The organism is Streptomyces poriferorum, assembly GCF_019399235.1.
Classification (GTDB): Bacteria; Actinomycetota; Actinomycetes; order Streptomycetales; family Streptomycetaceae; genus Streptomyces; species Streptomyces poriferorum.
The window spans coordinates 1-21,639 of the sequence record NZ_JAELVH010000091.1 but is presented as its reverse complement, the minus strand read 5'-3'; the positions used below and the strand labels follow the sequence as shown (position 1 = coordinate 21,639).

General features: G+C 71.4%; 18 protein-coding genes and 1 pseudogene. 11 read left to right on the top strand and 8 right to left on the bottom strand.

The window, feature by feature from the left end; genetic code table 11:
* The 5 genes and pseudogenes from JGS39_RS17665 to JGS39_RS17645 form a co-directional block, all read left to right on the top strand.
* Positions 1-471, top strand: a pseudogene (locus tag JGS39_RS17665) (hypothetical protein); the annotation flags it as partial.
* 7 nt (positions 472-478) lie between these two features.
* A complete protein-coding gene (locus JGS39_RS17660; RefSeq protein WP_219570090.1) occupies positions 479-913 on the top strand; it encodes a roadblock/LC7 domain-containing protein in 435 nt (144 codons plus the stop codon).
* A gap of 2 nt (positions 914-915) precedes the next feature.
* A complete protein-coding gene (locus JGS39_RS17655) occupies positions 916-1,287 on the top strand; it encodes a DUF742 domain-containing protein (protein WP_148017001.1) in 372 nt (123 codons plus the stop codon).
* A gap of 262 nt (positions 1,288-1,549) precedes the next feature.
* On the top strand, positions 1,550-2,119 hold the full coding sequence (locus JGS39_RS17650) for a GTP-binding protein (protein WP_219570093.1): 570 nt from the start codon (positions 1,550-1,552) through the stop codon (positions 2,117-2,119).
* Positions 2,116-2,706 (top strand): GAF domain-containing protein, encoded by a 591-nt coding sequence (locus tag JGS39_RS17645; protein ID WP_219570089.1) that lies wholly within the window; start codon positions 2,116-2,118, stop codon positions 2,704-2,706. The genes JGS39_RS17650 and JGS39_RS17645 overlap by 4 nt, the downstream gene beginning before the upstream one ends.
* A gap of 21 nt (positions 2,707-2,727) precedes the next feature.
* Here the strand turns inward: JGS39_RS17645 and JGS39_RS17640 are convergent, their stop codons facing one another.
* From JGS39_RS17640 to JGS39_RS17620, 5 genes are all read right to left on the bottom strand, one after another.
* Entirely contained in the window at positions 2,728-4,665 is a 1,938-nt protein-coding gene (locus JGS39_RS17640; RefSeq protein ID WP_219570088.1) for a DUF2264 domain-containing protein, read from the bottom strand.
* Positions 4,666-4,698: 33 nt separating this feature from the next.
* A complete protein-coding gene (locus tag JGS39_RS17635; RefSeq protein ID WP_219570087.1) occupies positions 4,699-7,098 on the bottom strand; it encodes a polysaccharide lyase 8 family protein in 2,400 nt (799 codons plus the stop codon).
* Positions 7,099-7,121: 23 nt separating this feature from the next.
* Positions 7,122-8,480, bottom strand: coding sequence for a M60 family metallopeptidase (locus tag JGS39_RS17630; RefSeq protein ID WP_219570086.1), 1,359 nt, complete (start codon positions 8,478-8,480; stop codon positions 7,122-7,124).
* Positions 8,481-8,639: 159 nt separating this feature from the next.
* Entirely contained in the window at positions 8,640-9,734 is a 1,095-nt protein-coding gene (locus tag JGS39_RS17625; protein ID WP_219570092.1) for a LacI family DNA-binding transcriptional regulator, read from the bottom strand.
* 62 nt (positions 9,735-9,796) lie between these two features.
* The gene (locus JGS39_RS17620; RefSeq protein WP_219570085.1) at positions 9,797-10,786 is read right to left on the bottom strand and encodes a hydroxyacid dehydrogenase; all 990 of its coding nucleotides are present in this window, start codon (positions 10,784-10,786) and stop codon (positions 9,797-9,799) included.
* Positions 10,787-11,125: 339 nt separating this feature from the next.
* On the opposite strand from JGS39_RS17620, the gene JGS39_RS17615 reads away from it, so the two are divergent.
* The 5 genes from JGS39_RS17615 to JGS39_RS17595 all read left to right on the top strand — a co-directional run bounded on the left by JGS39_RS17615 (position 11,126) and on the right by JGS39_RS17595 (position 18,480).
* A complete protein-coding gene (locus JGS39_RS17615; protein ID WP_219570084.1) occupies positions 11,126-12,148 on the top strand; it encodes an ABC transporter permease in 1,023 nt (340 codons plus the stop codon).
* 82 nt (positions 12,149-12,230) lie between these two features.
* Positions 12,231-13,091, top strand: a complete 861-nt coding sequence (locus tag JGS39_RS17610; RefSeq protein WP_219570091.1) for a carbohydrate ABC transporter permease — start codon at positions 12,231-12,233, stop codon at positions 13,089-13,091.
* Between the two features lie 57 nt (positions 13,092-13,148).
* A complete protein-coding gene (locus JGS39_RS17605) occupies positions 13,149-14,822 on the top strand; it encodes an extracellular solute-binding protein (RefSeq protein ID WP_219570083.1) in 1,674 nt (557 codons plus the stop codon).
* Complete coding sequence (locus tag JGS39_RS17600; RefSeq protein WP_219570082.1) at positions 14,819-16,285, top strand: M1 family metallopeptidase; 1,467 nt, start codon at positions 14,819-14,821, stop codon at positions 16,283-16,285. The genes JGS39_RS17605 and JGS39_RS17600 overlap by 4 nt, the downstream gene beginning before the upstream one ends.
* A complete protein-coding gene (locus JGS39_RS17595) occupies positions 16,282-18,480 on the top strand; it encodes a right-handed parallel beta-helix repeat-containing protein (protein ID WP_219570081.1) in 2,199 nt (732 codons plus the stop codon). Before JGS39_RS17600 ends, JGS39_RS17595 begins: the two co-directional genes overlap by 4 nt.
* Positions 18,481-18,576: 96 nt before the next feature.
* Here JGS39_RS17595 and JGS39_RS17590 read toward each other — a convergent pair whose 3' ends face one another.
* On the bottom strand, positions 18,577-19,302 hold the full coding sequence (locus JGS39_RS17590; protein ID WP_219570080.1) for a TetR/AcrR family transcriptional regulator: 726 nt from the start codon (positions 19,300-19,302) through the stop codon (positions 18,577-18,579).
* Between the two features lie 144 nt (positions 19,303-19,446).
* Here JGS39_RS17590 and JGS39_RS17585 point away from each other — a divergent pair, with 144 nt between their 5' ends.
* Entirely contained in the window at positions 19,447-20,394 is a 948-nt protein-coding gene (locus JGS39_RS17585) for an NAD-dependent epimerase/dehydratase family protein (RefSeq protein ID WP_219570079.1), read from the top strand.
* 14 nt (positions 20,395-20,408) lie between these two features.
* Here the strand turns inward: JGS39_RS17585 and JGS39_RS17580 are convergent, their stop codons facing one another.
* Positions 20,409-21,020 (bottom strand): carbohydrate-binding protein, encoded by a 612-nt coding sequence (locus JGS39_RS17580; protein ID WP_219570078.1) that lies wholly within the window; start codon positions 21,018-21,020, stop codon positions 20,409-20,411.
* A 121-nt stretch (positions 21,021-21,141) separates the two neighbouring features.
* Positions 21,142-21,639 (bottom strand): transketolase C-terminal domain-containing protein (locus tag JGS39_RS17575; RefSeq protein ID WP_308120488.1); only part of this gene is annotated, 498 nt, incomplete at its 5' end.

Here is a 21,639-nt window from a genome sequence, read left to right as displayed (position 1 = left end):
CGCTCCGGCATCCCCACCACGGACGACGCGGTCCCCGCGCTGCCCCAGGAGACCGGAGTCGTGCGCGGCACGATGGGCCGGCCCCAACTCCCCAGGCGGGCCAACCAGGAACACCTGGTCCCGCAGCTCAGGGAGGCCCCCGCCCCGCGCGCCGAGGAGGAGCCCACCCTGCACGACCCGGGGCTGGTGGCGGCCTTCCGGCGCGGGATCGACCTCGCCGAGGCGCGGCAGGAGTCCGAGGCGGATCCCGTACCGGACGGCGACACCGGGTCGGGGGCGTCCGACGGCACCGGAGCGGACGCCGGCGGGTCCGGGGACCTGCGAACCGGCCGGGAACGCCCCGCACCGGTCAGGGCGCCGCTGGAGCCGCTCCCGGTCCGTGGCGCCGTCCCCGTGGAACTGCTCAGGGCGGGCTCGTACCACAGCGATCAAGACCCACTCGAAGCGAACGTGAACACCACCAAGGAGTAGATGCACCATGGCGACCGATATGCCGTCCGGTCAGGTCTCGGACCTCGACTGGCTGCTGAGCGGGCTGGTACAGCGCGTGCCGTACACGCGCAGCGCGGTCCTGCTGTCCGCCGACGGGCTGGTGAAATCCTTCCACGGCATGGACGCCGACAGCGCCGACCACATGGCCGCGCTGGCGGCCGGCCTGTACTCGCTCGGGCGCAGTGCCGGGGCCCGTTTCGGGGACAACGGAGAGGTCCGCCAAGTGGTGGTGGAACTCGACTCGACGCTCCTCTTCGTCGCGACCGCCGGCTCCGGCACCTGTCTGGCCGTGCTCGCCGGGCGGAACGCGGACGCCGCCGTGCTCGGCTACGAGATGACGATGCTGGTCAAGAGCGTCCGGCCCTATCTGATGACGCCGACGAGACAAGCGGCCGGAGTGCCGGGCGCCGCGGGACTATGACCATGCCGGCCACGCAGGACGGGCCGTTGCTCGACGATGCGGCAGGCCGCCTCATCCGCCCCTACACCGTGAGCAACGGCCGTACCCGTCCCACGACCGTGCTCGACCTGCTCTCCCTGGTGATGGCCACCGGGACCGTTCCGCAGACGCACCTGGGTCCCGAGCACTCCGTGGCGCTCGGGCTGTGCGGCGGTCCCACCTCGGTGGCCGAGATCGCCGCGCATCTGCGGCTGCCCGCCGTCGTCACCAAGGTCCTGCTCTCGGACCTGGTCGACTGCGGCGCGGTCACCGCACACCCGCCCGCCTTCCATGACATGCCCACCGACCGATCCCTGCTGGAGGCAGTGCTCGATGGCTTACGACGACAGCTCTGACGGCTTCGACGGCTCCGCCCCGTACGCGGGGACCGTGAGCCCCGGACACGTCGGCTACGCGGACGCCCCGGGCGGCGGGTACGCGGCCCCGCCGGGCCACCCCGGGTACGAGAACGGACCCGCCGCGTCCGGGTACGACAACGGATCCGGCGCATCCGGGTACGACAACGGACCCGGCGCGTCCGGGTACGAGGACGGCACCCGCACATCCGGCTACGAGGAGGACCCCGGCAGCCCCGAGGGCTTCCCCGTCGCCCTCAAGGTGCTGGTGGCAGGAGGGTTCGGCGTCGGCAAGACGACGTTCGTCGGCGCGGTCAGCGAGATCGCGCCCCTGAGCACGGAGGAGCTGCTGACCCAGGTCAGCGCGGCGACGGACAGCCTCGAAGGCATCGAGTCCAAGACCTCCACCACCGTGGCGATGGACTTCGGCCGGATCACGCTGGACGAGCAGCATGTGCTCTATCTGTTCGGCACACCGGGACAGGAGCGCTTCTGGTTCATGTGGGACGAACTCTCCCAGGGCGCGCTCGGAGCGGTCGTGATCGCCGACACCCGCAGACTGGAGGAGTGCTTCGCCGCCGTCGACTTCTTCGAACGACGCGGGATCGGCTTCATCGTCGCGGTCAACGAGTTCGACGGCGCGTTCCGTTACGGCCCCGAGGAGGTGCGGGCGGCCCTCGACCTCGCGCCCGCGGTCCCCGTCGTCCTCTGCGACGCCCGCATCGCGAGTTCGGGCACCGGCGCGCTGGTCACTCTGGTCCAGCACCTCATCAACGCCACCGCCGAACCCGCCCCGCTGACCGGCCACGGAAGCTACGGAGTCCATCCGTGACGACCCCGCGCGCCCTCGGACGGCTGCTGCTGACGCCCGTCGACAGCGACACCGACGTCCGGACCCAGCGGTTGCGGAGACTGGGGCTGGGGGAGCGGCCGGACGCCTCGTTCGACAACTTCGACGCCTTCGCCGACCGGGTGGCCGAAGTGACCGAGGTGCCCTACTCGATGGTCAACTTCATCGACGGCAACCGCCAGTTCTTCGCCGGACTGCACACTCCGGCGGGTACCTGGAAGGGCTCCGACCTGGGGGTTGCGGCGGCGGGCAGCGGCCGCCGGGGGCGCTATGTGGCCCTCGATCACGGCTTCTGCCCGCATGTCGTCGTACGGCGCAAGGCACTGGTCCTGGAGGACGTGTGCGACTACCCGCGGTTCGCCGGGAATCCGGTCGTCGACGACATAGGCATCCGCTCCTACCTGGGGGCGCCGCTCATCGACCGCACCGGCATCGCCCTGGGGGCCGTCTGCGCCGTCGACATCGTGCCCCGTCCGTGGGGACGGGCGGGGCTCGACACGATCAAGTCACTGGCGCGGGAGCTCGTCGGGCACATCCACCAGCGGGAGGAGAACATCCTCGGCATCTGAGCCCCGCGCCGGACCATGCCGTCAGGCCTCCACCGTGCGGCCGTCCAGGAAGGTGAGCACGACCGCCTCGCCGTCCACCCGCACCCGCACGGCCGTGCGCAACGCCTCGGGGTGAATGCTGTCTCGGGACAGCACGATGAGCGAGACATGCACGCTGCGGCCGCCCGCATGCGGTGCGCTGCGCAGATACGGAACCGCCGAGTGCGGGCCGTACGCATTGGACTCGACGTCGCGTGCCACGGCGGCGCCGTCCACACCCCCGTCCCATCCGTACAGCGCGACCAGTGCGCTGCTCAGCCCGTCGGCCGTGCGCGCGAGCGCCCAGTCGGGCGCCGACGAGGCGAACGGACTCTGCGCGTGCGCGACCGCGTGGCCGCCCTCGCGGACCACCGCGCCCTCGGGTGCCTCGACCCGGTGCACCCGGATCTCCCACGGGCCGTGCAGCACACTCGTCGTCTCGATGCGGTAGGCGCGCCCGTCACCGGGCAGCCGGGCCGCCGACCAGGAGGAGGCGACGCGGTCCTCGCAGCGCAGCGGATGGATCCGGCGGCGCCGGGACGGAGTGCCGTCCGGGGCGAGCAGCGCCAGATGGCCGTCGACATCGCGGACCAGGGCGTGCGGAGCGGACTCCGGGGCCGTCGCCGTCGAGTAGGCGAACTTCGCGTAGTGCGGATCGTCCTCACCCGCCCCCAGGTCCGGGTCCGCGCCGGCTTCGATGGCCGCGGAGTCCGGCGCGGGTGGGTTGTGATCGCTGCCGTGGTTGACGAGGCGGACGATCCCGTCGTGCCGGGTGCCGTGCAGCAGCCAGCCGGGGGCGGGCAGTGCGGTGTACGTGTCGGACTCCTCGACCGGCAGGGGGAGTTCGCGCGCGGTCCACACCTCGTGGTCGGGGGGCAGCAGCAGGCCGAGGAAGCCCTTGCTCGCCCAGTAGGGGGAGGCCGGCCCGGAGTAGGGCTGGGTGGACGGCAGGAAGGTGTCGTACCAGCCGAGCGTCAGCAGCCCCCGTTCGTCCGGCACCCCGCGCTCGGCGAAATGGCGCAGGGTGCCGGAGGCGAGGCGGCGGGTCAGGCCGGGGGCGAGCGGTGTGCAGTCGGCCAGCGCGCCCATCCACACGGGAGCGAGCGCGGCGAACCGGTAGGCCAGGGAGCGGCCCTGGTGGACCGGGGCGCCGTCGGCCCCGAAGAAGCGCGGGTAGTCCTCCAGGAACCGGTGCAGGCGCTTCCGGTGGACGGCGCTCCGGCCGCCGTCGCCGCCGGGGCCCGCGATCCGGGCCCACAGCAGCGGGTACAGATGCATGGCCCAGCCGATGTAGTAGTCGAAGTTGCGGCCGTCCCCGTCCGTGTACCAGCCGTCACCTACGTACCAGTCCTCGATCCTGTCCAGACCCTCCTCGATGTCCGAGGCGCTGTACGGGGCTCCCACCGAGGCGAGGAACTGCTCGGACACCACCTGGAAGAGCCGCCAGTTGTTGTCCCAGGTGCGGCCGCCGACGAACCCGGAGAACCAGTCGACGACCCGCTCCTGGACCTTTGCGTCCAGCCGGTCCCAGATCCACGGCCGTGTCTCGTGCAGCGCGACCGCGATCGAAGCCGCCTCCACCATCTGCTGCGAACAGTCCGTCAGCCGCGGCCACGCCTCCCCGCTCGCGGCGTCCGTGCCCGCGGCGAGACCGGCCGCGTACCGCTCGATCAGGGCGGGGTCGACCGCCCCGCCCGCGCCAGCGATCCGGCAGGCGGCGAGCAGGAACGACCGGGCGAAGCCCTCCAGCCCGTCGGACACCACCCCGGACCAGCTGCCGCGGCCCGGCAGCCGGTACTGGGCGAAGCCGGGGGTCGCGTACGGCGTCAGCGCGTCCAGCATCCGGTCGGCGGTCGCCTCCCAGTGCGCCCGGGTCCAGCCGGTACGTGACGACAGGACCCGGTCGGTGGGCGGCAGGTGAAGGTGCGGGGCGACGGACATGGTGGTGCTGCTCCCAGGAATCGGTGGAGGTGGTTACCGGACGAGTTCGGCGCGGTGGGTGTGGCCGCGGGAACCGCCGACGGCGACGGTGAGGACCGGGCGGGCCCCCGGGGCGACGGTCACGGTGTCGTCGGACGAGGCCACCGACCTGACACGGAAGGGGAGTTCGACCGATACCACCGTCCCGGTCCGGCCCGGGTCGGCGACCGCGACGGACACCTGCGCGCCCCGCCGCCGTACGAGGAGCGTCACCGGACCGGACGCGGTGATCCCGGCCACCGAACCGGCGCCCCAGAAGTGCACCGCGGTCAGCCCGGACCTGCGGTCCTCCACGGCCTGCGCGGTGGTGTCGTTCGCCACGATCCGCACCGGCCGCGAGCGCGACCACACCGCGGTGGCCGCCGCCGACGCGCCGGGCAGCAGGACATAGGCGTAGCCCGCGTCGGTGGGGGAGACCCCGTGGTCCAGCCACAGCGTGGCGTAGCGACGCGTCACGGAGTCGGTGCTTCCCCCGGTGTCCGCACCGGTGTTGATCGCCCGCCAGGTGCCGGAGCGCTCCTCGCTCAGCACGTTCAGAGCGGTCGTGCCGGGGAAGACGTAGCCGCCGGTCCCGTCGAGATGCGCCCAGCCCGCCCGGGCGACGGCGGCGCTCGCGCCCGGATCCACCCCGTCCACCAGCAGCCGGTTGCGGCCGCCCGCGCCGAGGTTGCGGTTCTCCACGACCGTCTCGACCGTCCGGCCGTCGCTCGCCGTGACGCCGGCTCCGAGCGCGACCACCGCGTTGTCGAGGAGGAACCACGATTTCCTGGCCCGCAGGGTGCTGCCCTCGGCACCCGTCACCTCCATCGCGGCTGTCGTGTGCCGGCTGTCCAGCACCGCACCGCCCGCGACGGCGTTCGCCGGGCGGTAGGTGGAGGTCCCGCCGCCCGTCCCGAGATCGGCGCGCTCGCGCGTGTCGACCGTGGTGCCGGGGAGACGGTACGGATCGACGGTCGGCCAGAAGCCGTCGTTGAACTGGCCGAGGCCGTCACCGTCGTACAGGTACGTCATGCCGTCGCCGGTGTACCAGCCGTGGAGGTTCTCGCCGTTGCCCGCCTCGTACGCGGAGATGCGCCTGGAGGAGAGCGACAGGGCGAACGCCCAGCCGGGGCGGCGGTGCACCACCCGGTCCATGTCGGCGAAGACGAAGCTGCCCGTCGTGCGGGCCCCGGCCGGGACCGCAGGATCGTCCAGTACGGCTTTGGCCAGGGCGAGTTGGGGCAGGGTGGCCAGGGCGGCGAAGGGGGTGGTGCGGTTGCGGGTCAGCCAGCCCTTGGCCAGCGCACGCCACCGGTCCGCCCGGTCCGCCGGGGCGCCCGATGCCAGAAGCAGGATCGCCGCGACGGCCGTCGCGCCGTCCCGGTGGTCGCCGGCGCGCTGCCGGGACACGGCGCGCCCGCGCACCGCGTCCATCATCAGCCCGTCGAAGATCACCGGTGCGAAGCTCCGCTCGACGGCGTCGTACATCACCGAGACCTTCGGGTCGGCGACCGCCCACGGCGAGCCCGCGAGGAGGGACAGCAGATAGGCGGCGCCGCCGAGCAGCACGGTGCCGTACGAGCCGGTGTACGCGACCACGTCGTGCTGGACGAACGAGCCGTCCTCGTAGAACCCGTCACCCGAACCCGTGTACCTGAACAGGCTGTTGCGCCCCGCGTCGCGCACGTCGGAGAGCGCGTCGCGGGCGGACGCCAGCTTGTCGGTGTTCTTGCCGAGCAGTCCGCGCAGCGCGACGATCACGGCCTTGTCGGTGCGGTTGGCGCCGGTCTCGGACAGGGTGGGGGAGTTGGTACGTCGGTCGGCGTCCGGGCAGAAGCGGTCGACGACCGCCAGATAGTCCGCGAGGTCGGCGGCCGGCAGCCGCCCACGCAACAGGACGCAGGTGTCCATCAGCGCGCGCGGCGCTCCGATCTCCCAGAACCACCAGTTGCCGCTCTCCCGGGCCGCCGGGTGGTAGGCGGTGTCGTAGGTGAACCGCAGCGCGGACAGCAGGGCGGCCGCCGTCTCCGCGCTGCCGGACAGCGAGGTGCCGGGGGTGGCCCACGCAGTCGCGAGCGTGCGCAGCCGGGTATAGCTCTGCCCGAAGTTCCCCGGATCGGTGACGGGTGCGAGATCGTTCCACAGCGCGGTGCGGGCCGCGGTGCGGTCCAGGGTGTCCCAGAGTCCCTTCGCCGTGCCGTCCAGGGCCGCGACCCCGGCGGCGAAGCCGGGATCCGACGGATCGAACCCGCCCCCGGTCAACAGGGTTTCGGCGCGGGCCAGCAGGACGTCGAAATCCTCGTCGGCGCTCCGCGTCGCGCGTCCCGGCTCCGCGGCCCGTGCCGGGCCCGCGGTCAGGACTCCGGACACGGTGGCGCCGCCCGCCGCCAGAAGGGTCCTTCTGCTCCACTGCATGGTCACTCCTTCGCCGTGCCTGGTCAGTCGGTGAGGGTGCTCGGGTCGACGGGCGGCTGCGGCAGGCCGAGCGCCGCCAGTTCGGCCTTGCCGACGGCGTCGACCGGGAACGCCCAGGTGTTCACGAAGAAGTCGGTGAGGTCGTATCCCGCGACGCGGCTGGAGTACGTGGCCAGCGCGCGGTACCGCTTGGCGTTCTCCGTGTAGTCCGACTGCGGGTTCTCCTCGCGCACCAGCTTGTGCAGCCGGGGCCAGAAGTCGTCCCCGAACGCGAGCTCCAGCTGGCGCAGCGGCACGAGCTTCTCGTACGCGCCGAACGACTTCTCGTACGTCAGCCCGGCGGTGCCGAACTTCGCCCGGGAGGTCTGGAAGGCGGTGAGCCCGGTGGCCGGGTCGACGGTGAGCAGGTTGGAGGGCCGGCCGAGGGTGCGCTGGGCGGCCAGGGAGTAGATGTTCACCGTGACCTCGGTGAGGCCACCCGGCTTGTACGCCATCTGCTGGTGCAGGTGGCCGAGTTCGTGGTAGAGCCCCCAGCCGCGCGTGCGCAGTCCCTCGACCGTGGTGGCCCGGTCGAGATAGGCCCTCGGGAATCCGTTGTAGCCGTGCGTGGCGTATGCCCCGACACCCGTGGGCACCTTGCTGACCTCGGTGAAGTGGTACGGGCCCGCCTTGCGCCGGTGCACCGGCTTCGAACCGTCCAGCCCGCTGATCCGGGCGTGCGAGTCGATGATCGTCTCGATCAGCCGGAGCAGCGCGGCATGGTCCTCGCCGCGGTACAGCAGCGCGCCCTCGCGGGTCAGCGTCATGATGGTGTTCGGGCCGTGGAGCTCCACCCAGGGCGAGGCGGTCAGGGTGTCCAGCTGGTGCTGGTATGCGGCCTCCGTGGTGCTGCCCAGGGTGAACACCGGCATGGGAACGGTGCCGGAGCGGAACAGCACGCCCGCTCGTTCGCCCTGCCCGGTGAGCGTCAGATAGACCGGGCCGCCGTGCGGGTCGGTCACGTTGTTGGAGCCCGCGGTGAGCGGGTAGCCGCGCGGCTCGGTGATGTCGCCGTAGTAGTCCCAGGCGCCGATCCAGAGCGTGGGCACCAGGTCGTCGTGCGGCTGGACCGTGAGCGAGAGCGTGGCACCGGCGGGGGCGTACAGCCCGGTGGCCTGGAACTCGGAGCCGCGCAGAGCCTGTGCCAGGCGCAGCCGCTCGGCCTCGGCGGCCGGACGGGCGGTGACCGTCAGTGAGACCGGGCGGACGGCGGGGCTACGGGTCGCGGCCTGCGCGGAGACGGCACCGGCGCCGAGTGCGGCGACCGCCCCCGCACCCGCGGCGAGAACGGTGCGGCGGCCGACCGAGGGGGAAGCCGGGCTTGAGGAGATGGACTTGCGCATGCGGAACTCTCCCTGCAGAAACGAATGAGGGGCGGAAGCGTGCGGACCGGGGGTGGGGCGTGCCGCCAGCATGTAAGCGGTTGCTGTCGAGCCGCAAGGGGAGTCGCGAAGTTACTGTGATTTTCTATGGCCGACTGCGGACAGGCGGGTAGTAACCGGTCACATACGGCTGGCCCTGCCGGCTCGGGGCGCGACGGAATCGCGTACCACGATGTGAGTGCCGAGCCGCAGGGCACCCGTGGTGGGCTCCCGCCAGTCGTCCTCGTCCCCGCCCGAGACGGCGAGCCGCACGGCCTGGCGGCCCATCTCCTCCAGCGGTACGTGGACGGTGGTCAGCCGGGGGCGGAGTTCCTGGGCGACGGGGATGTCGTCGTAACCCACCAGGGAGATGTCCTTGGGTACCCGCAGGCCCGCCTCCTCCAGCGCCTGGGCGGCACCTGCGGCGACCACGTCGTTGGCCGCGAAGACCGCGGTGAACTCCGGTCCGTCCCGAAGCAGTTCGGCCATCCGTCGATAGCCGAAGTTGCGGCTGAAGGCGCCGGGCTGGGACAGCTCGGGATCTATGGCGATCCCGCGGAGCTCCAGGGCGCGCCGGTGGCCTGCCAGCCGGTCACGGGTGGTGGAGAGCTTGGGCGGTCCGCCGAGGTAGAGGATCCGTTCGTGGCCCTGCATCAGCAGATGGTCGGTGATGGCGAAGGCGCCGCCCTCGTTGTCGTACTCGACCGCCGCGGTGGGCGCGGCCTCGCCCAGCGGCGGCCGTCCGCACAGCACCAGCTTGGAGCCGCCCGCGTCCAGCTCGCGGGCCCGGCGGGCCAGTTCGGAGGTGTAGCCGCGGTCGGCGATCGACCCGCCGACCACCACCACCGCGTCCGCCCTGCGCTCGTGCATGAGGTCGATGAAGGCCAGCTCGCGCTGGGGGTCGCCCTGGGTGCAGCAGACCAGGCAGAGCCGCCCGCCGAGCGCCGCCTCGCGCTCCACGCCGCGGGCGATGTAGGCGTAGAAGGGGTCGATGACCTCGTTGACGATGATGCCGACGGTGCGGTTGGAGACGCCGGCCAGGGCGCGGGCGTGCGCGTTGACCACGTAGCCGAGCTCGCGCATGGCCGACTCGACCCGTTCCCGGGTGGCCTCCGCGACGGGGTAGTTGCGGTTCAGTACGCGGGAGACGGTGGCCGTCGAGACGCCTGCGCGCCGTGCGACGTCGGTGACCGTGGCCCGCCGCTGTCCGTCCGCGGCCGTGCTCTGCCGGCGCATCCGGCTCACCCCCTGGTGGCTGTTGTGTGACGCCGAGCCTAGAGCCTGCCGGGGGACGGTGCTCATGCGATCCTCCCCAGGTCGGCCCGGTGCACCGGATGGGCGAAGGGCTCGCCCCGCGCGTACCGGGTCAGCTCCTCGACGGCGAGTGCCCCCAGCCGCCCCACCTCGTTGCCCTGGGCGCCCGCGAGATGCGGGGTCAGAAAGACGTTGGGCAGGTCCCACAGCGGATGTCCGGCGGGCAGCGGCTCGGGTGCCGTGACGTCCAGGACGGCGTCGAGCCGCCCGCTGACCAGGTGGCCGGTCAGCGCCTCGGTGTCCACCAGGGTGCCGCGTGCGGTGTTGACGAGCAGGGTGCCGGGCCGCATCAGGCCGATCCGGCGCGCGTCGATGATGCCCCGCGTCTCGGGGGTGTCCGGGGCGTGGACGCTCACCACGTCGCTGGTGGCCACGAGGGTGTCCAGGTCCGTGCGGGTCACGCCGAGGAGTTCGGCCTCGGCCGCGCCCACGTACGGGTCGTACAGCAGCACCTCCGCGTCCAGGACCACCCGCAGCAGCTCGATCACCCGGCGCCCGATCCGGGACGCGCCCACGACCCCGACGGTCAGTCCGTGCGTACCGAGCCAGTGCTGCCGGTCGAGGTCGGCGCCGGTGCGGTGGGTGCGGCGGGCGCGGTAGAGCCCCGCCAGCGGGAACACCCGCTTCGCCCCCATGATGATCGCCGCCAGGGTGTACTCCGCCACCGGGACCGCGTTGGCAGCCGCGGCCGACGAGACGGTGATCCCGCGGTCGAAGGCGGCCGGTGACAGAAACGTTTTCACCGTGCCGGCCGCGTGGATGACCGCCCGCAGCCGCGGCGCCCGCTCCAGCAGGCCGGCGTCCACCGGCGGGCACCCCCAGCCGGTGAGCAGCACTTCGGCCGAGGCCAGCGCCCGCACGGCGTCGGGGGAGTCGAACTCGCTGATCAGGGAAGGGTCGAGGAGTTCCGCGGTCTCCTCGAGACGGGCCCGGACAGGGGGCGGGAAGACGTCGTCCAGCAACCCGGGGCTCATGACCAGGACCGTGCGCGGGCGCCTCTCGGGCGGGGCCGCAGCATCGGTACCGGACCGAGCCGGCGCCTCTTCGGTGGTTCGCACCCTGCCTCCGGACAGTAATCGCGTTCTATGGAATGACCGGCACGCTAAGGAGCGCGATGGGTGACCGTCAAGCTCTCCCGCCGCCTAACCGCCCTATTTGTAATGGTATTCAGGCCTTCGCGAGGCGGATTTCGTTGCGGAGAGCATCGCGAAACAAAGACGTTCGCCCGGATCTCTTGACGCTTGGGTTAACCGCTTACTAACTTGCGGCCGCAGAAGGCTCACCACGCGCCACCCAGCCGAACAGGACGCACCATGGCTGACACAGCACCCCCGCTGCCGCGGGAAAAGCGGCGAAAGTGGCGGAAGCAGGTCGAAGAACCCGCCCCGCCGGCCGTTCCGGCACCCGTCGCCCCACGCCGGCTGACGCTCGGACAGCGGATCAAGCGCGACCGGGTGATGCTGCTGCTCACCCTGCCCGGCCTGCTCTACTTCGTCGTCTTCCACTACGTCCCGCTCCTCGGGTACGTGGTGGCGTTCCAGGACTACCAGCCGTACCTCGGATACATGCACAGCGTCTGGGTGGGCTTCGCCAACTTCTCCGCGGCGTTCGCCGAACCGGCCTTCTGGAGCGCGACGTTCAACACGCTGGAGATCGCACTGGTCCAGCTGGTCTTCTTCTTCCCGGTGCCTGTCGCCCTGGCCCTGCTCCTCAACAGCATCGCCAGCGACCGCATCAGGCGCTTCGTGCAGAGCGTCGTCTATCTCCCGCACTTCATCGGCTGGGTCATCATCGTCTCGATCTTCCAGCAGATCCTGGGCGGCGCCGGCGTGCTGCCGGACGTTCTCGGCAGCATGGGTCTGCCGCGCTACGACATGATGAGCGACCCCGACGCCTTCCCCTGGCTGCTGACCCTCCAGGTGGCCTGGAAGGACGCCGGCTGGGGCACCATCATCATCCTCGCCGCACTGCTCAACATCGACCGGCAGCAGTACGAGGCGGCCGCCATCGACGGCGCCGGACCCCGACGCCGTCTGTGGCACGTGACGCTGCCCGGCATCGCCCCCGTACTGATCCTGCTGCTGATCCTCAACCTCGGGCAGATCCTCTCCGTCGGCTTCGAGCAGATCCTGCTCCAGCGGGACGCGGTCGGCCCGGACGCCGGTGAAGTCCTCGACACGTACGTCTACTACCACGGCATCAAGGACAACGACTGGGGCGTCGCCGCCGCCGTCGGACTCGTCAAGGCGGTCATCGGCACCGCACTCGTGCTGGGCGCGAACAAGTTCGCCCACCGGCTCGGCCACGAAGGGGTGTACCGCGGTGCTGACCGCTGAGAAGACGCGCGCCAAGACCCGGAGCACCGTACCGGCGCCCCGCCCCGCCCCCGTACGCAAGTCCGACGGCCGGCCGCCGTGGATGGAGCGCCCGACCCGGATGGGCACGACCGCCAAGGCGGTCGCCGTCGTGGTGGTCGTCCTGGCCGTCGCCTACCCGCTGATCGGCGTCATCGGCACGAGCTTCGCCTCACAGACCGACATCATCAAGAGCTCCGGCCTCGTCCTGTGGCCGGACCACCCCACCCTGGACGCCTACCGCACGATCTTCACCGGCGGCGTCGTCACCCGGGCGCTGTTCGTCTCCGTCGGCATCACCGTGTTCGGCACCCTCGCCAGCCTGCTCGTCACCGTCGGCATGGCGTACGGGCTCTCCCGCCGCGAAGTCACCGGGTCCCGCTTCATCCTGATGACCGCCCTGTTCACCATGCTGTTCAACGCGGGCATCATCCCCAACTTCCTGCTGGTCAAGGGACTCGGCCTGTACGACACCTACGCGGCGCTCGTCATGCCCACCCTGGTCAGCGCCTTCAACCTGGTCGTGCTGCGGTCCTTCTTCATGAACCTGCCGGAGGAGCTGTACGACGCGGCGAAGGTCGACGGCGCCGGTGACTTCCGCATCCTGGTGCGGATCGTCCTGCCGCTGTCCAAGGCCGTCCTCGCCGTGATCAGCCTCTTCTACGCGGTGACGTACTGGAACGCCTTCTTCAACTCGCTCCTGTACCTCAACGACACCGACAAATGGCCGTTGCCGATGGTGCTGCGCACCTACGTCCTCCAGGGCCAGAGCCTGAACGCCGCATCGGCCGGCGAGGTGCTCGCCCCGCAGCAGGCCGTCCAGATGGCGGTCCTCGTGATCGCCGTCGTCCCGATCCTCTGTGTCTATCCGTTCCTCCAGCGCTACTTCACCAAGGGCGTGCTCACAGGCGCCGTCAAGGGCTGAGCGCAGCCACCGCCCCCCACTTCTTCCTTTCCCTCTCCCCCTTCCAAGGAGATTCAGGTGTCGAGCTCTTCCCCCATCAATCGCAGAGCACTGTTCCGCATGGGTGCGGGCGTCGGTCTGGGACTGGCCGCCGCCCCGCTGCTCGCCGCCTGCGGCGACGGCGGTACGACCGCCGAGGCGGAGGCCAAGAGCGCCTCGCTGCTCCCGGACACAGCGGTCCGCAACATCGGTCTGAAGCCCGACCTGGCCGGCACCGCCGCCGGTGTGCCCCAGGGATTCTTCAGCTACCCCGCCCAGCCGCTGAGGGCCACGAAGGGCACGCCGCTCAAGGGTGCGAAGCCGATCAGCGCCACGATGGAGACGTTCTCCCCGCCGCCGCCCTCGCGGGGCCGGAACGCCGCCTGGCAGGAGATCGAGAAGCTGCTGGGCGGCGAGGTGAACATCACCGCCGTGCCCGCCGACGACTACGGCACCAAGTTCTCCACCATGGTCGCCAGCGACAGCCTCCCCGACCTCTTCATGTACCCCGAGGTCGGCGGTGTCGACAACAAGTCCGGCTTCCTCCAGGCCACGTGCGCCGACCTGACCCCGTACCTCGCCGGTGACAAGGTCAAGGACTACCCGAACCTGGCCGCGATCCCGAAGGGCGCCTGGCAGGCCGCTATCTTCGGCGGGAAGCTCTACGGCATCCCGATCACGCGTACCGGCACCGGCGGCGCCGGCTTCTACCGGCACGACCTGTTCGAGGAGATCGGCATCACGAGCCTCGACCAGATCACCGGCCTCGACCGGTTCGTCGAGGCGTGCAAGGAGCTGACCCGGCCCAAGAAGGACCAGTACGCGATCATCGCGGGCGCCACCAACGTCCTCGCCATGTCGGCCGGCGCACCGTACGCGTGGCGGCTGGACGCCACGACCGGGAAGTTCACCACGGACCTGGAGACACCGGAGTTCCGCAAGGCGGTGGAGACCGCGCGGTCGCTCTACAAGTCCGGCTGCTTCTACCCGGGAACCCTCCAGATGTCCGGGGCGCAGAAGGCCCAGTACACGGACATGTTCAAGAACGGCAAGGGTGCCTACGTCTACGACGGAATGCCCACCTATCTGGCACCCGGTGTCGGCTACATCGCAGCCATGAAGGCGATCGACAAGAAGTACGACCCGAGGCCCTTCGTGCCGTTCGGCTCCGCGCCCGTCGCCTGGATGGACAACGTCAAGCTGGAGAACACGCACATCAAGAAGGCGTCCGGAGACCGCGTGAAGCAGGTCCTCGCGCTGGCCGACTTCGCCGCATCGCCGTTCGGCAGCCAGGAGTACACCCTCATCAACTACGGGGTCGAGGGCAAGGACTTCACCCGCGACGCCAAGGGCAACCCCGCGCTCACCAAGCAGGGCACCCAGGACGTCACCGTGCCCTGGAAGTTCATGGCCTCCGCCGTGCCCGCGGTCTTCAGCGCCGACTCGGAGGCGGGCGTCCGGCACGTCCACGACGCCTTCAGCAAGATGATCCCGATGATGGAGCCGGACCCGACGCTCCAGTACTCCTCGCCCACCTGGGACTCCAAGGGATACGGCAGCCTCTACTCGTTCAAGCTGGACGCGCTCAAGGACATCATCTCCGGCCGCAAGCCCATGTCCGCCTATGACCAGCTGGTCAAGGACTACCTGGCCAAGGGTGGCGAGCAGGCCCGCGGCGAGTTCGAGGAAGCCTTCCAGAAGGGCAAGAAGTGACCACACGACGTTCGGTCCTCGCACTCGGCGGGGCCGCGGTCGCCGCGGCCGTCGCCGTCCCGGCCCTGGGCTCTCCCGCCTTCGCCCGGCCTCACGGGTTCGACCCGGAGCCCGGCTCCGACGGCGTGGGCGACCCGCTCTTCCCCACGCTCGGCAACGGCGGCTACCAGGTCCTCCACTACGACCTGGCCTTCGACTTCACCCCGGTGACGTACGACTTCACCGCCACCGTGAGGATCAGCGCCAGGGCCACCCAGGACCTCTCCGCCTTCAACCTCGACACCGACGGCCACACGATCGACTCCGTCACCGTCGCCGGCCGCCCCGCCACCTGGTCGCTCGCTCCCGGGAAGAGCGGCCAGGAGCTGACCGTCGCGCCCGCCCGCCCGCTCCACGACGGGCAGGCGTTCACCACCGAGATCCGCTACCGGGGCAACGGTAAGGCGCCCCGGCTCGGCCTCACCGGATGGAAGTTCGGCACCGACGGCGGCTTCGCCTCGGCCGCCCAGTCCTCGCGCGCCGACACCTTCCTGCCGTGCAACGACACCCCGTCCGACAAGGCGACGTGGACCTTCCACATCAGCGCCCCCGAGGGCTTCGTCGCCACCGCCAACGGCGAACTGACCCACCGGACCCCGCGCGCCGACGGCTGTGCCGTCTGGCACTTCGCCCTCCGCGAGCGCATGGCGACCGAACTCATCGGCATCGCCGTCGTCAAAGGCACCTACCTGTACGGCAACAGCCATCGCGGCCTGCCCCTGCGGCATATCGTCCCGCAGGGCCAGGAGGACAAGTACGCCCCGATCGTGGCCCGTACCGCCGACCATCTCGCCTGGCTGGAGGCGAAGTTCGGCCGCTACCCGTTCTCCGTCTACGGGCTCCACATCTACGACGGCTACACCGACGCCCTGGAGAACCAGACCCTCTCCCTCTTCTCCACCAACTGGTTCAAACCCAACGCCAACGGTCAGCCCGGCTACGAGACGACCATGGTCCACGAGCTCGTCCACCAGTGGTTCGGCGACTCCGTCACCCCGAACGACTGGCAGCAGGCCTGGCTGAATGAGGGCCCCGCCGTGTACTACGCGGGCCTGTACGGCGAGGAGCGCGGCTGGTCCGTCTTCGCCGACAAGATGAAGGCGACGTACGAGAAGCTCGACGCGGTCCGCGTCGCCGACGGCCCGCCCGGACTGCCCAAGGCACTCGGCGGCACGAACATCTACGACGGCGGCGCACTCGTCCTGTACGCCCTGAGCCTGCGGATCGGCCGGCCGTCGTTCGACAAGGTGATGCGTGAGTGGGTGAAGCGCTTCAAGGACTCCACCTACACCAGCGAGGCCTTCATCCAGCACGCCGTCCGCGTCACCGGCGACCGCTCCGTCGACCCGTTCCTGCGCGACTGGCTCTTCGGAGCCGTCAATCCGCCCATGCCCGGCCACCCCGACTGGAAGGCCTCTGCGTGAACCGCTCCATGAACGTCGTACGAGGAACCGCCGCTGCCGCCACCGCCGCAGTCCTGACCGCGCTCCTCGCCGCCCCGGCCGCACAGGCCGCACCCGGTACCCGCACCCTGTACGCGGCCCCGGCCGGCCACGGCACCTCCTGCACCGTCGCCCGTCCCTGTACCCCGGAAGCGGCCCGGGACCTGGCCCGCACGGTGACCGGACGCGAGGTCCGCGTACTCCTCGAGGACGGTACGTACCGGCTCGACGAACCGCTCAAGCTCGGTTCCGCCGACTCCGGCGTGACCTGGGCCGCGGCCCCCGGCGCCCACCCCGTCCTCTCCGGCGGACAGGACATCACGGGCTGGCGGCAGAACGCCGACGGCACCTGGAGCGCCCGCGTTCCCGAAGGCGTCACCCCGCGTCAGCTCTTCGTCGACGGCAGGCGCGCGACCCGTGCCCGCGGCGAGGCCTGCGCCGCCGCCACGTGCGATGCGACCAAGGCCGGCATGACGGGCGCGACCGCCACCGGAATCGACCGGTGGCAGCGCCCCACCGACGCCGAGGCCGTCATCCGGGTCCGCTGGCGCAACTACCACTGCCGGATCGCGGCCGTCAGCGGCGACACCATGACGTTCGCCCAGCCCTGCTGGACGAACTCGGCGAGCGGCACGGACCGCACCGGTCCCGCCTGGGACTCCACCACGGTCGACTCCACTCGCTACAGCGGCGTCGCCTTCTTCGAGAACGCCCTCGAACTACTGGACCAGCCGGGCGAGTTCGTCTGGAACTCGACGGACCGCACGGTCACCTACCTGCCGCGCAAGGGCGAGAACATGCGCCACGCGCAGGCCGTCACTCCGCACACGGAACAGCTGCTCGTCGTCGACGGCGCACACGACGTCACCGTCGACGGAATCGGCTTCGCGTATGCGGCGTACCGACAGCCCGGCACCGACGAGGGCTATGCGGGCATGCAGGCCGGTCTCACCCTGACCGGCGCCACCGGCCCCGTCGACCACGCGGGCCGCTTCTACACCAAGCCGGCCGCCGCGGTCACCGTCCGCGGCGGCCGGGGGGTGAGCATCGGGAACACCCGGTTCACCCATCTCGGCGGGGCCGGTGCCGTCCTGGAGGCCGGCACGAAGGACAGCTCCGTGACCCGCTCGTCCTTCACCGACCTGTCCTCGGGTGCGGTGTACGTCGGCGACACCGAGCCGATGCCGGGGGCCGAACTCACCGGGGAGCGCAACACCGTCGCGTACAACACCATCAGCCGCACCGGCGTGGAGTACACCGACGCGGTGGGCATCTGGGCCGGTTACGAGGCCGAACTGACCGTCGACCACAACAGCCTGGACCACCTCCCGTACTCCGGGATCTCCGTCGGCTGGGGCTGGAACCAGACCGAGGCCCAGAAGTCCGTGCTGCGCGACAACAAGGTGACGAACAACCGCATCACCGACGTCATGGAGGTGGCGCGGCAGCAGCACGACGGCGGCGCCATCTACACCCAGGGCGCCCAGCCCGGCACCGTCCTGAGCGGTAACTACATCAACCGCTCCGCGTACGGCAACACCGAGCGCGACGGCAATGGCATCTACCTCGACGAGCAGTCCTCGCACATCACCGTCGAGAAGAACGTCATCACCCGCATCGGCTACAAGTGGGTCTCCAACTGGGCGGACTACGGGATCGAGAACACCGCGCGCCACAACTGGACCGATACCGCCGCACCCGCGCTCGGCGGACGCGGATCCGTCATGACGGACAACCTCACCGGTCTGGACCGGCTCCCCGCCGAAGCGCTCGCCGTCGCCGCTCGCGCGGGTTCCCGAGGCGGCCCGGTCGAGCAGCTGCGCACCGACCTCGCGCGCACCGGCACGGCCACCCAGTCCTCCACCGACGCGACGGCGACGGCGGAACTGGCCTTGGACGCCGACACCAACACGGACACCCGCACGCTCTCCGAGGCGGGTGCCTGGTGGCAGGTGGACCTCGGCGGCGTCCGGCACGTCCGGCAGGTGGAGGTGTGGAACAACTCCGCCTCCGTCACGGGTGACTTCGACATCGTGACGGACAGCGGAACCGTCCACGTCAGCGGCAAGGCGCTCCGCCCCACCGTGATCGACCTGGACAGCCGGACCCGCACGCTGAAGATCGTGACCACCGGCACGGGCCGGGTGGCCCTCTCGCAGGTGCTCATCCACTCCTGACGCCCGCACCGCACCCACCCGGACGCCGGACCGGCCATAGAGGCCGGTCCGGCGTCCGGCGTCGGGGGGCGTCACCCGCCGTCGCCCCGGAGGGGCTCACGCCAGCGCGAACGCGTCCGCCAGCATGGCGATCTGCGCGACCAGCAGGCTGTCCCCGTCGTGGCCCATCCCCGTGAACTGGCCCGCCGCCTCCAGGCCGACCGAGCCGTGCAACTGCGCCCACGCGAGCACCGCGCCGGCCAACGCGCGGGCCGATGCCGCCGGGTCGCCGGCCGCCTCCACCGCGTATGCGGCGACCCAGTCGGCCACGGCGGTGTCCGCCGTCAGCCAGGCCTCCATCTGCGCCACCACCGGAGCCACCCCCGCTCCCGGCTCCCCGCCCGTGAACACCGGCAGGAACGGCCCGAGCGCGGCACGGGCGCGCTCCAACGTGTCGGCGGGGGCCACGTACCCCGGTACCGGCGAGCCCTGGATCAGCAGATAGCGGTGCGGCTCGCCGACCGCCCAGGCCCGATAGGCGGTAGCCAGCGCGTGCAGCCGCTCGCGCGGGCCGTGAGCGGCTGCCTCCGACCGGGCCGCGGCTGCGCCCATCGCCGTCGCGGCGTCGTCGTACGCGTCCCTGATCAGGGCGTTCAGCAGGTCGTCGCGGCTGGCGAAGTAGCGGTAGAGCGCCGGGCCCGAAAGGCCCATGTCCTTCGCGATCCGGGTGAGCGCGAGCGCCGCCACACCCCCGTCGGCGAGCTGCCGCAGCGCCGCCTCCTTGATCTCCGCCCGGGTCTGCTCCCGGTACCGGGCCCGTGGCCCCTGCTGCGCCGCGGGCATCCCGGGCCCCTTTCGCTAGGCAAACTCACTTCAGTTACGGAGTCTAACAGTCAGGGTTGCGATGGCTCATGGCAAAGGTTACGGTGTCTAACAGAAGCGAGGGGCAATAACGCTCCTTAGGGACCGCCTCTTGAGGAGCACCGCATGACCGCGACGCATGACCTCCACGTCGTTCTCGGCGCCGGCCCCGCCGGGACCGCGCTGGCTGCCGAACTGGCCCGCCGAGGGCACCAGGTGCGGCTCGTCGACCGGTCGGGCGAGGGGCGCGCACCGGCGGGTGTCGCCCGGTTCGCCGCCGACGTGGCCACCGCCGAGGGTGCCCGCGCGGCCGTCGAAGGTGCGGCCGTCGTCTACCACTGCGTGAACGTCGGCTACCACCTCCAGGTCGAGGTCATGCCGCGCATCCAGCGGGCCGTACTCGCCGCCACCGAAGCGGTGGGTGCCCGCCTCGTGGTCCTCGACACGCTCTATCCGTACGGCGAGACGCGCGGTGCGGTGATGACCGAGGACACGCCGTGGAACGCCACCACGCGCAAGGGCAGGATGCGTGCGGAACTGGACACCCGCTACCTCGCCGCCCATGCCGACGGCCGGCTCCGGGTCGTGCTGGGCCGGTCGGCGGACTTCGTCGGGCCGGGGGTCCTCAACTCCACGCTGGGCGGCGCGGTGTTCCCGGCGGCGCTGACCGGGGGAGAGGTCCCGGCGTTCGGCGACATCGACCTGCCGCACAGCTACACGTACATCGGTGATGTCGCCGCGGGGCTCGCGACCCTGGGCGAGAACGCGGACGCGTACGGCCGGGTCTGGCACCTGCCCACGGCCCCGGCGCTCACCACCCGGCAGATTCTGACGATGGTGGAGGAGCGTGTGGGGCGCGCCCTGAACCTGACCGTCGTGGCGCAGCCGCGCCCGTTCGGGCCGTTCGACGAGGTGTTCATGGCGGAGTACGCCGAGATGTTCTACCAGCACACGGAGGCGCAGACGGTCGACTCCTCGGCCATCGAGAAGGCGTACGGGCTCAGGCCCAACCCCCTTGCGGCCACGGTCGACGAGACGCTCGCGTGGTACGGGGAACTCCTGGCCGCGCGCTGATCCGTGTGTGCGCCCTATCCGCCGTCAGCCGCCGGGCCGTCGAAGCGGAACCAGTCGACGGCGAACAGGTCGGCCGTTCCCGCCCTCCATGCCGGATTGGCGAACACGGCGAACAGCCGTACCCCGCCGGCGGCCCCCGTCAGCCGGGCCGTCGGCGATGCGGGGCGGTCCCAGCCCCCGGTGAACGGGACGGTGAGACTTCCCAGCAGCGGCCCGGCCGGCGATCCGGCCCGGAATTCGACCGTGCCGCCGATGCCGCCCGAGGCGGCGCGGACCGTCACCGAATCGATGCTTCCCGGCGACACCGCGCCGAGGTCGATCCAGTCACCGTCCTCGATCTCGGTGATCCGCCGCCCGCCGGAGTCGCCGGCCCGGTGCGCGGTGACCGCCCCGCCGTGTTTCCCGCCCGTCATCGTGAACCACTCCGCCTCGCGGAAGGCGGGCTGCGGCCAGGTGACCGGAACGGCGGCCGGAGTCCGGGAAGAGGCGGCGTGGGCGGGGGGAGGCGAGGTCGCCAGAAGGCAGAACGTGAGCACCGGGCAGAGGGTGAGCGCGGCGAGCGGAAGCAGGTCGCGCGGGGGCAACAGGCTCCCTAAGGCGCCGCGGATCGAAGGGCGACGGTTCACGGGCGCTCCCTGTGGGGTGGGTGCCGAGAGAGTTTAGAAAGCGCTTTCCGGAGGCGTTGTTCAGGTTAGAGTCACGCCTTCCACCCGGTCAATGGGCCGGTACAGGCCCGCCTCCGCCGGCTCACCCGCCGAGGAAGCCGCTGATCCGGTCCCGCAGACCGCGCGGGTCCAGACCGTGCGCCGCGAGATGCTCGTCCATCTGCCCGTACCGCCGCAACTCCTCGCGGGCCACGCCGAGCCCCAGGATCCGGTGGGGGAGCGCGGCGAGCGCGTCGTTGGCGGCGCTCGTCGAGGTGCCCGCCAGATACGGCTCGACGATCACCACATCGGCGGTGGCCCGGGCGCCGGCCGCCCGTCGCAGCCCTCGGCCGTCGAACGGCCGCACGGTGGTCGCGTACAACACGGTCACGTCGAGTCCCTCCGTCGCGGCGAGGACGTTGTCGAGCATCGGCCCGACGGCGACCACGACCCCGTCCGCTCCCTCCCGCACGGTGGTGAACCCGCCGGCCCCGCCGACCGGACGCCCCCGGTCGTTGGACTGCAGTGACAGCCGCACGTACACCCGCCCGTCCCCGGCAGCCGCCTCGCGCAGCAGCGTCTCCGCCTCGTCGGGATGGCC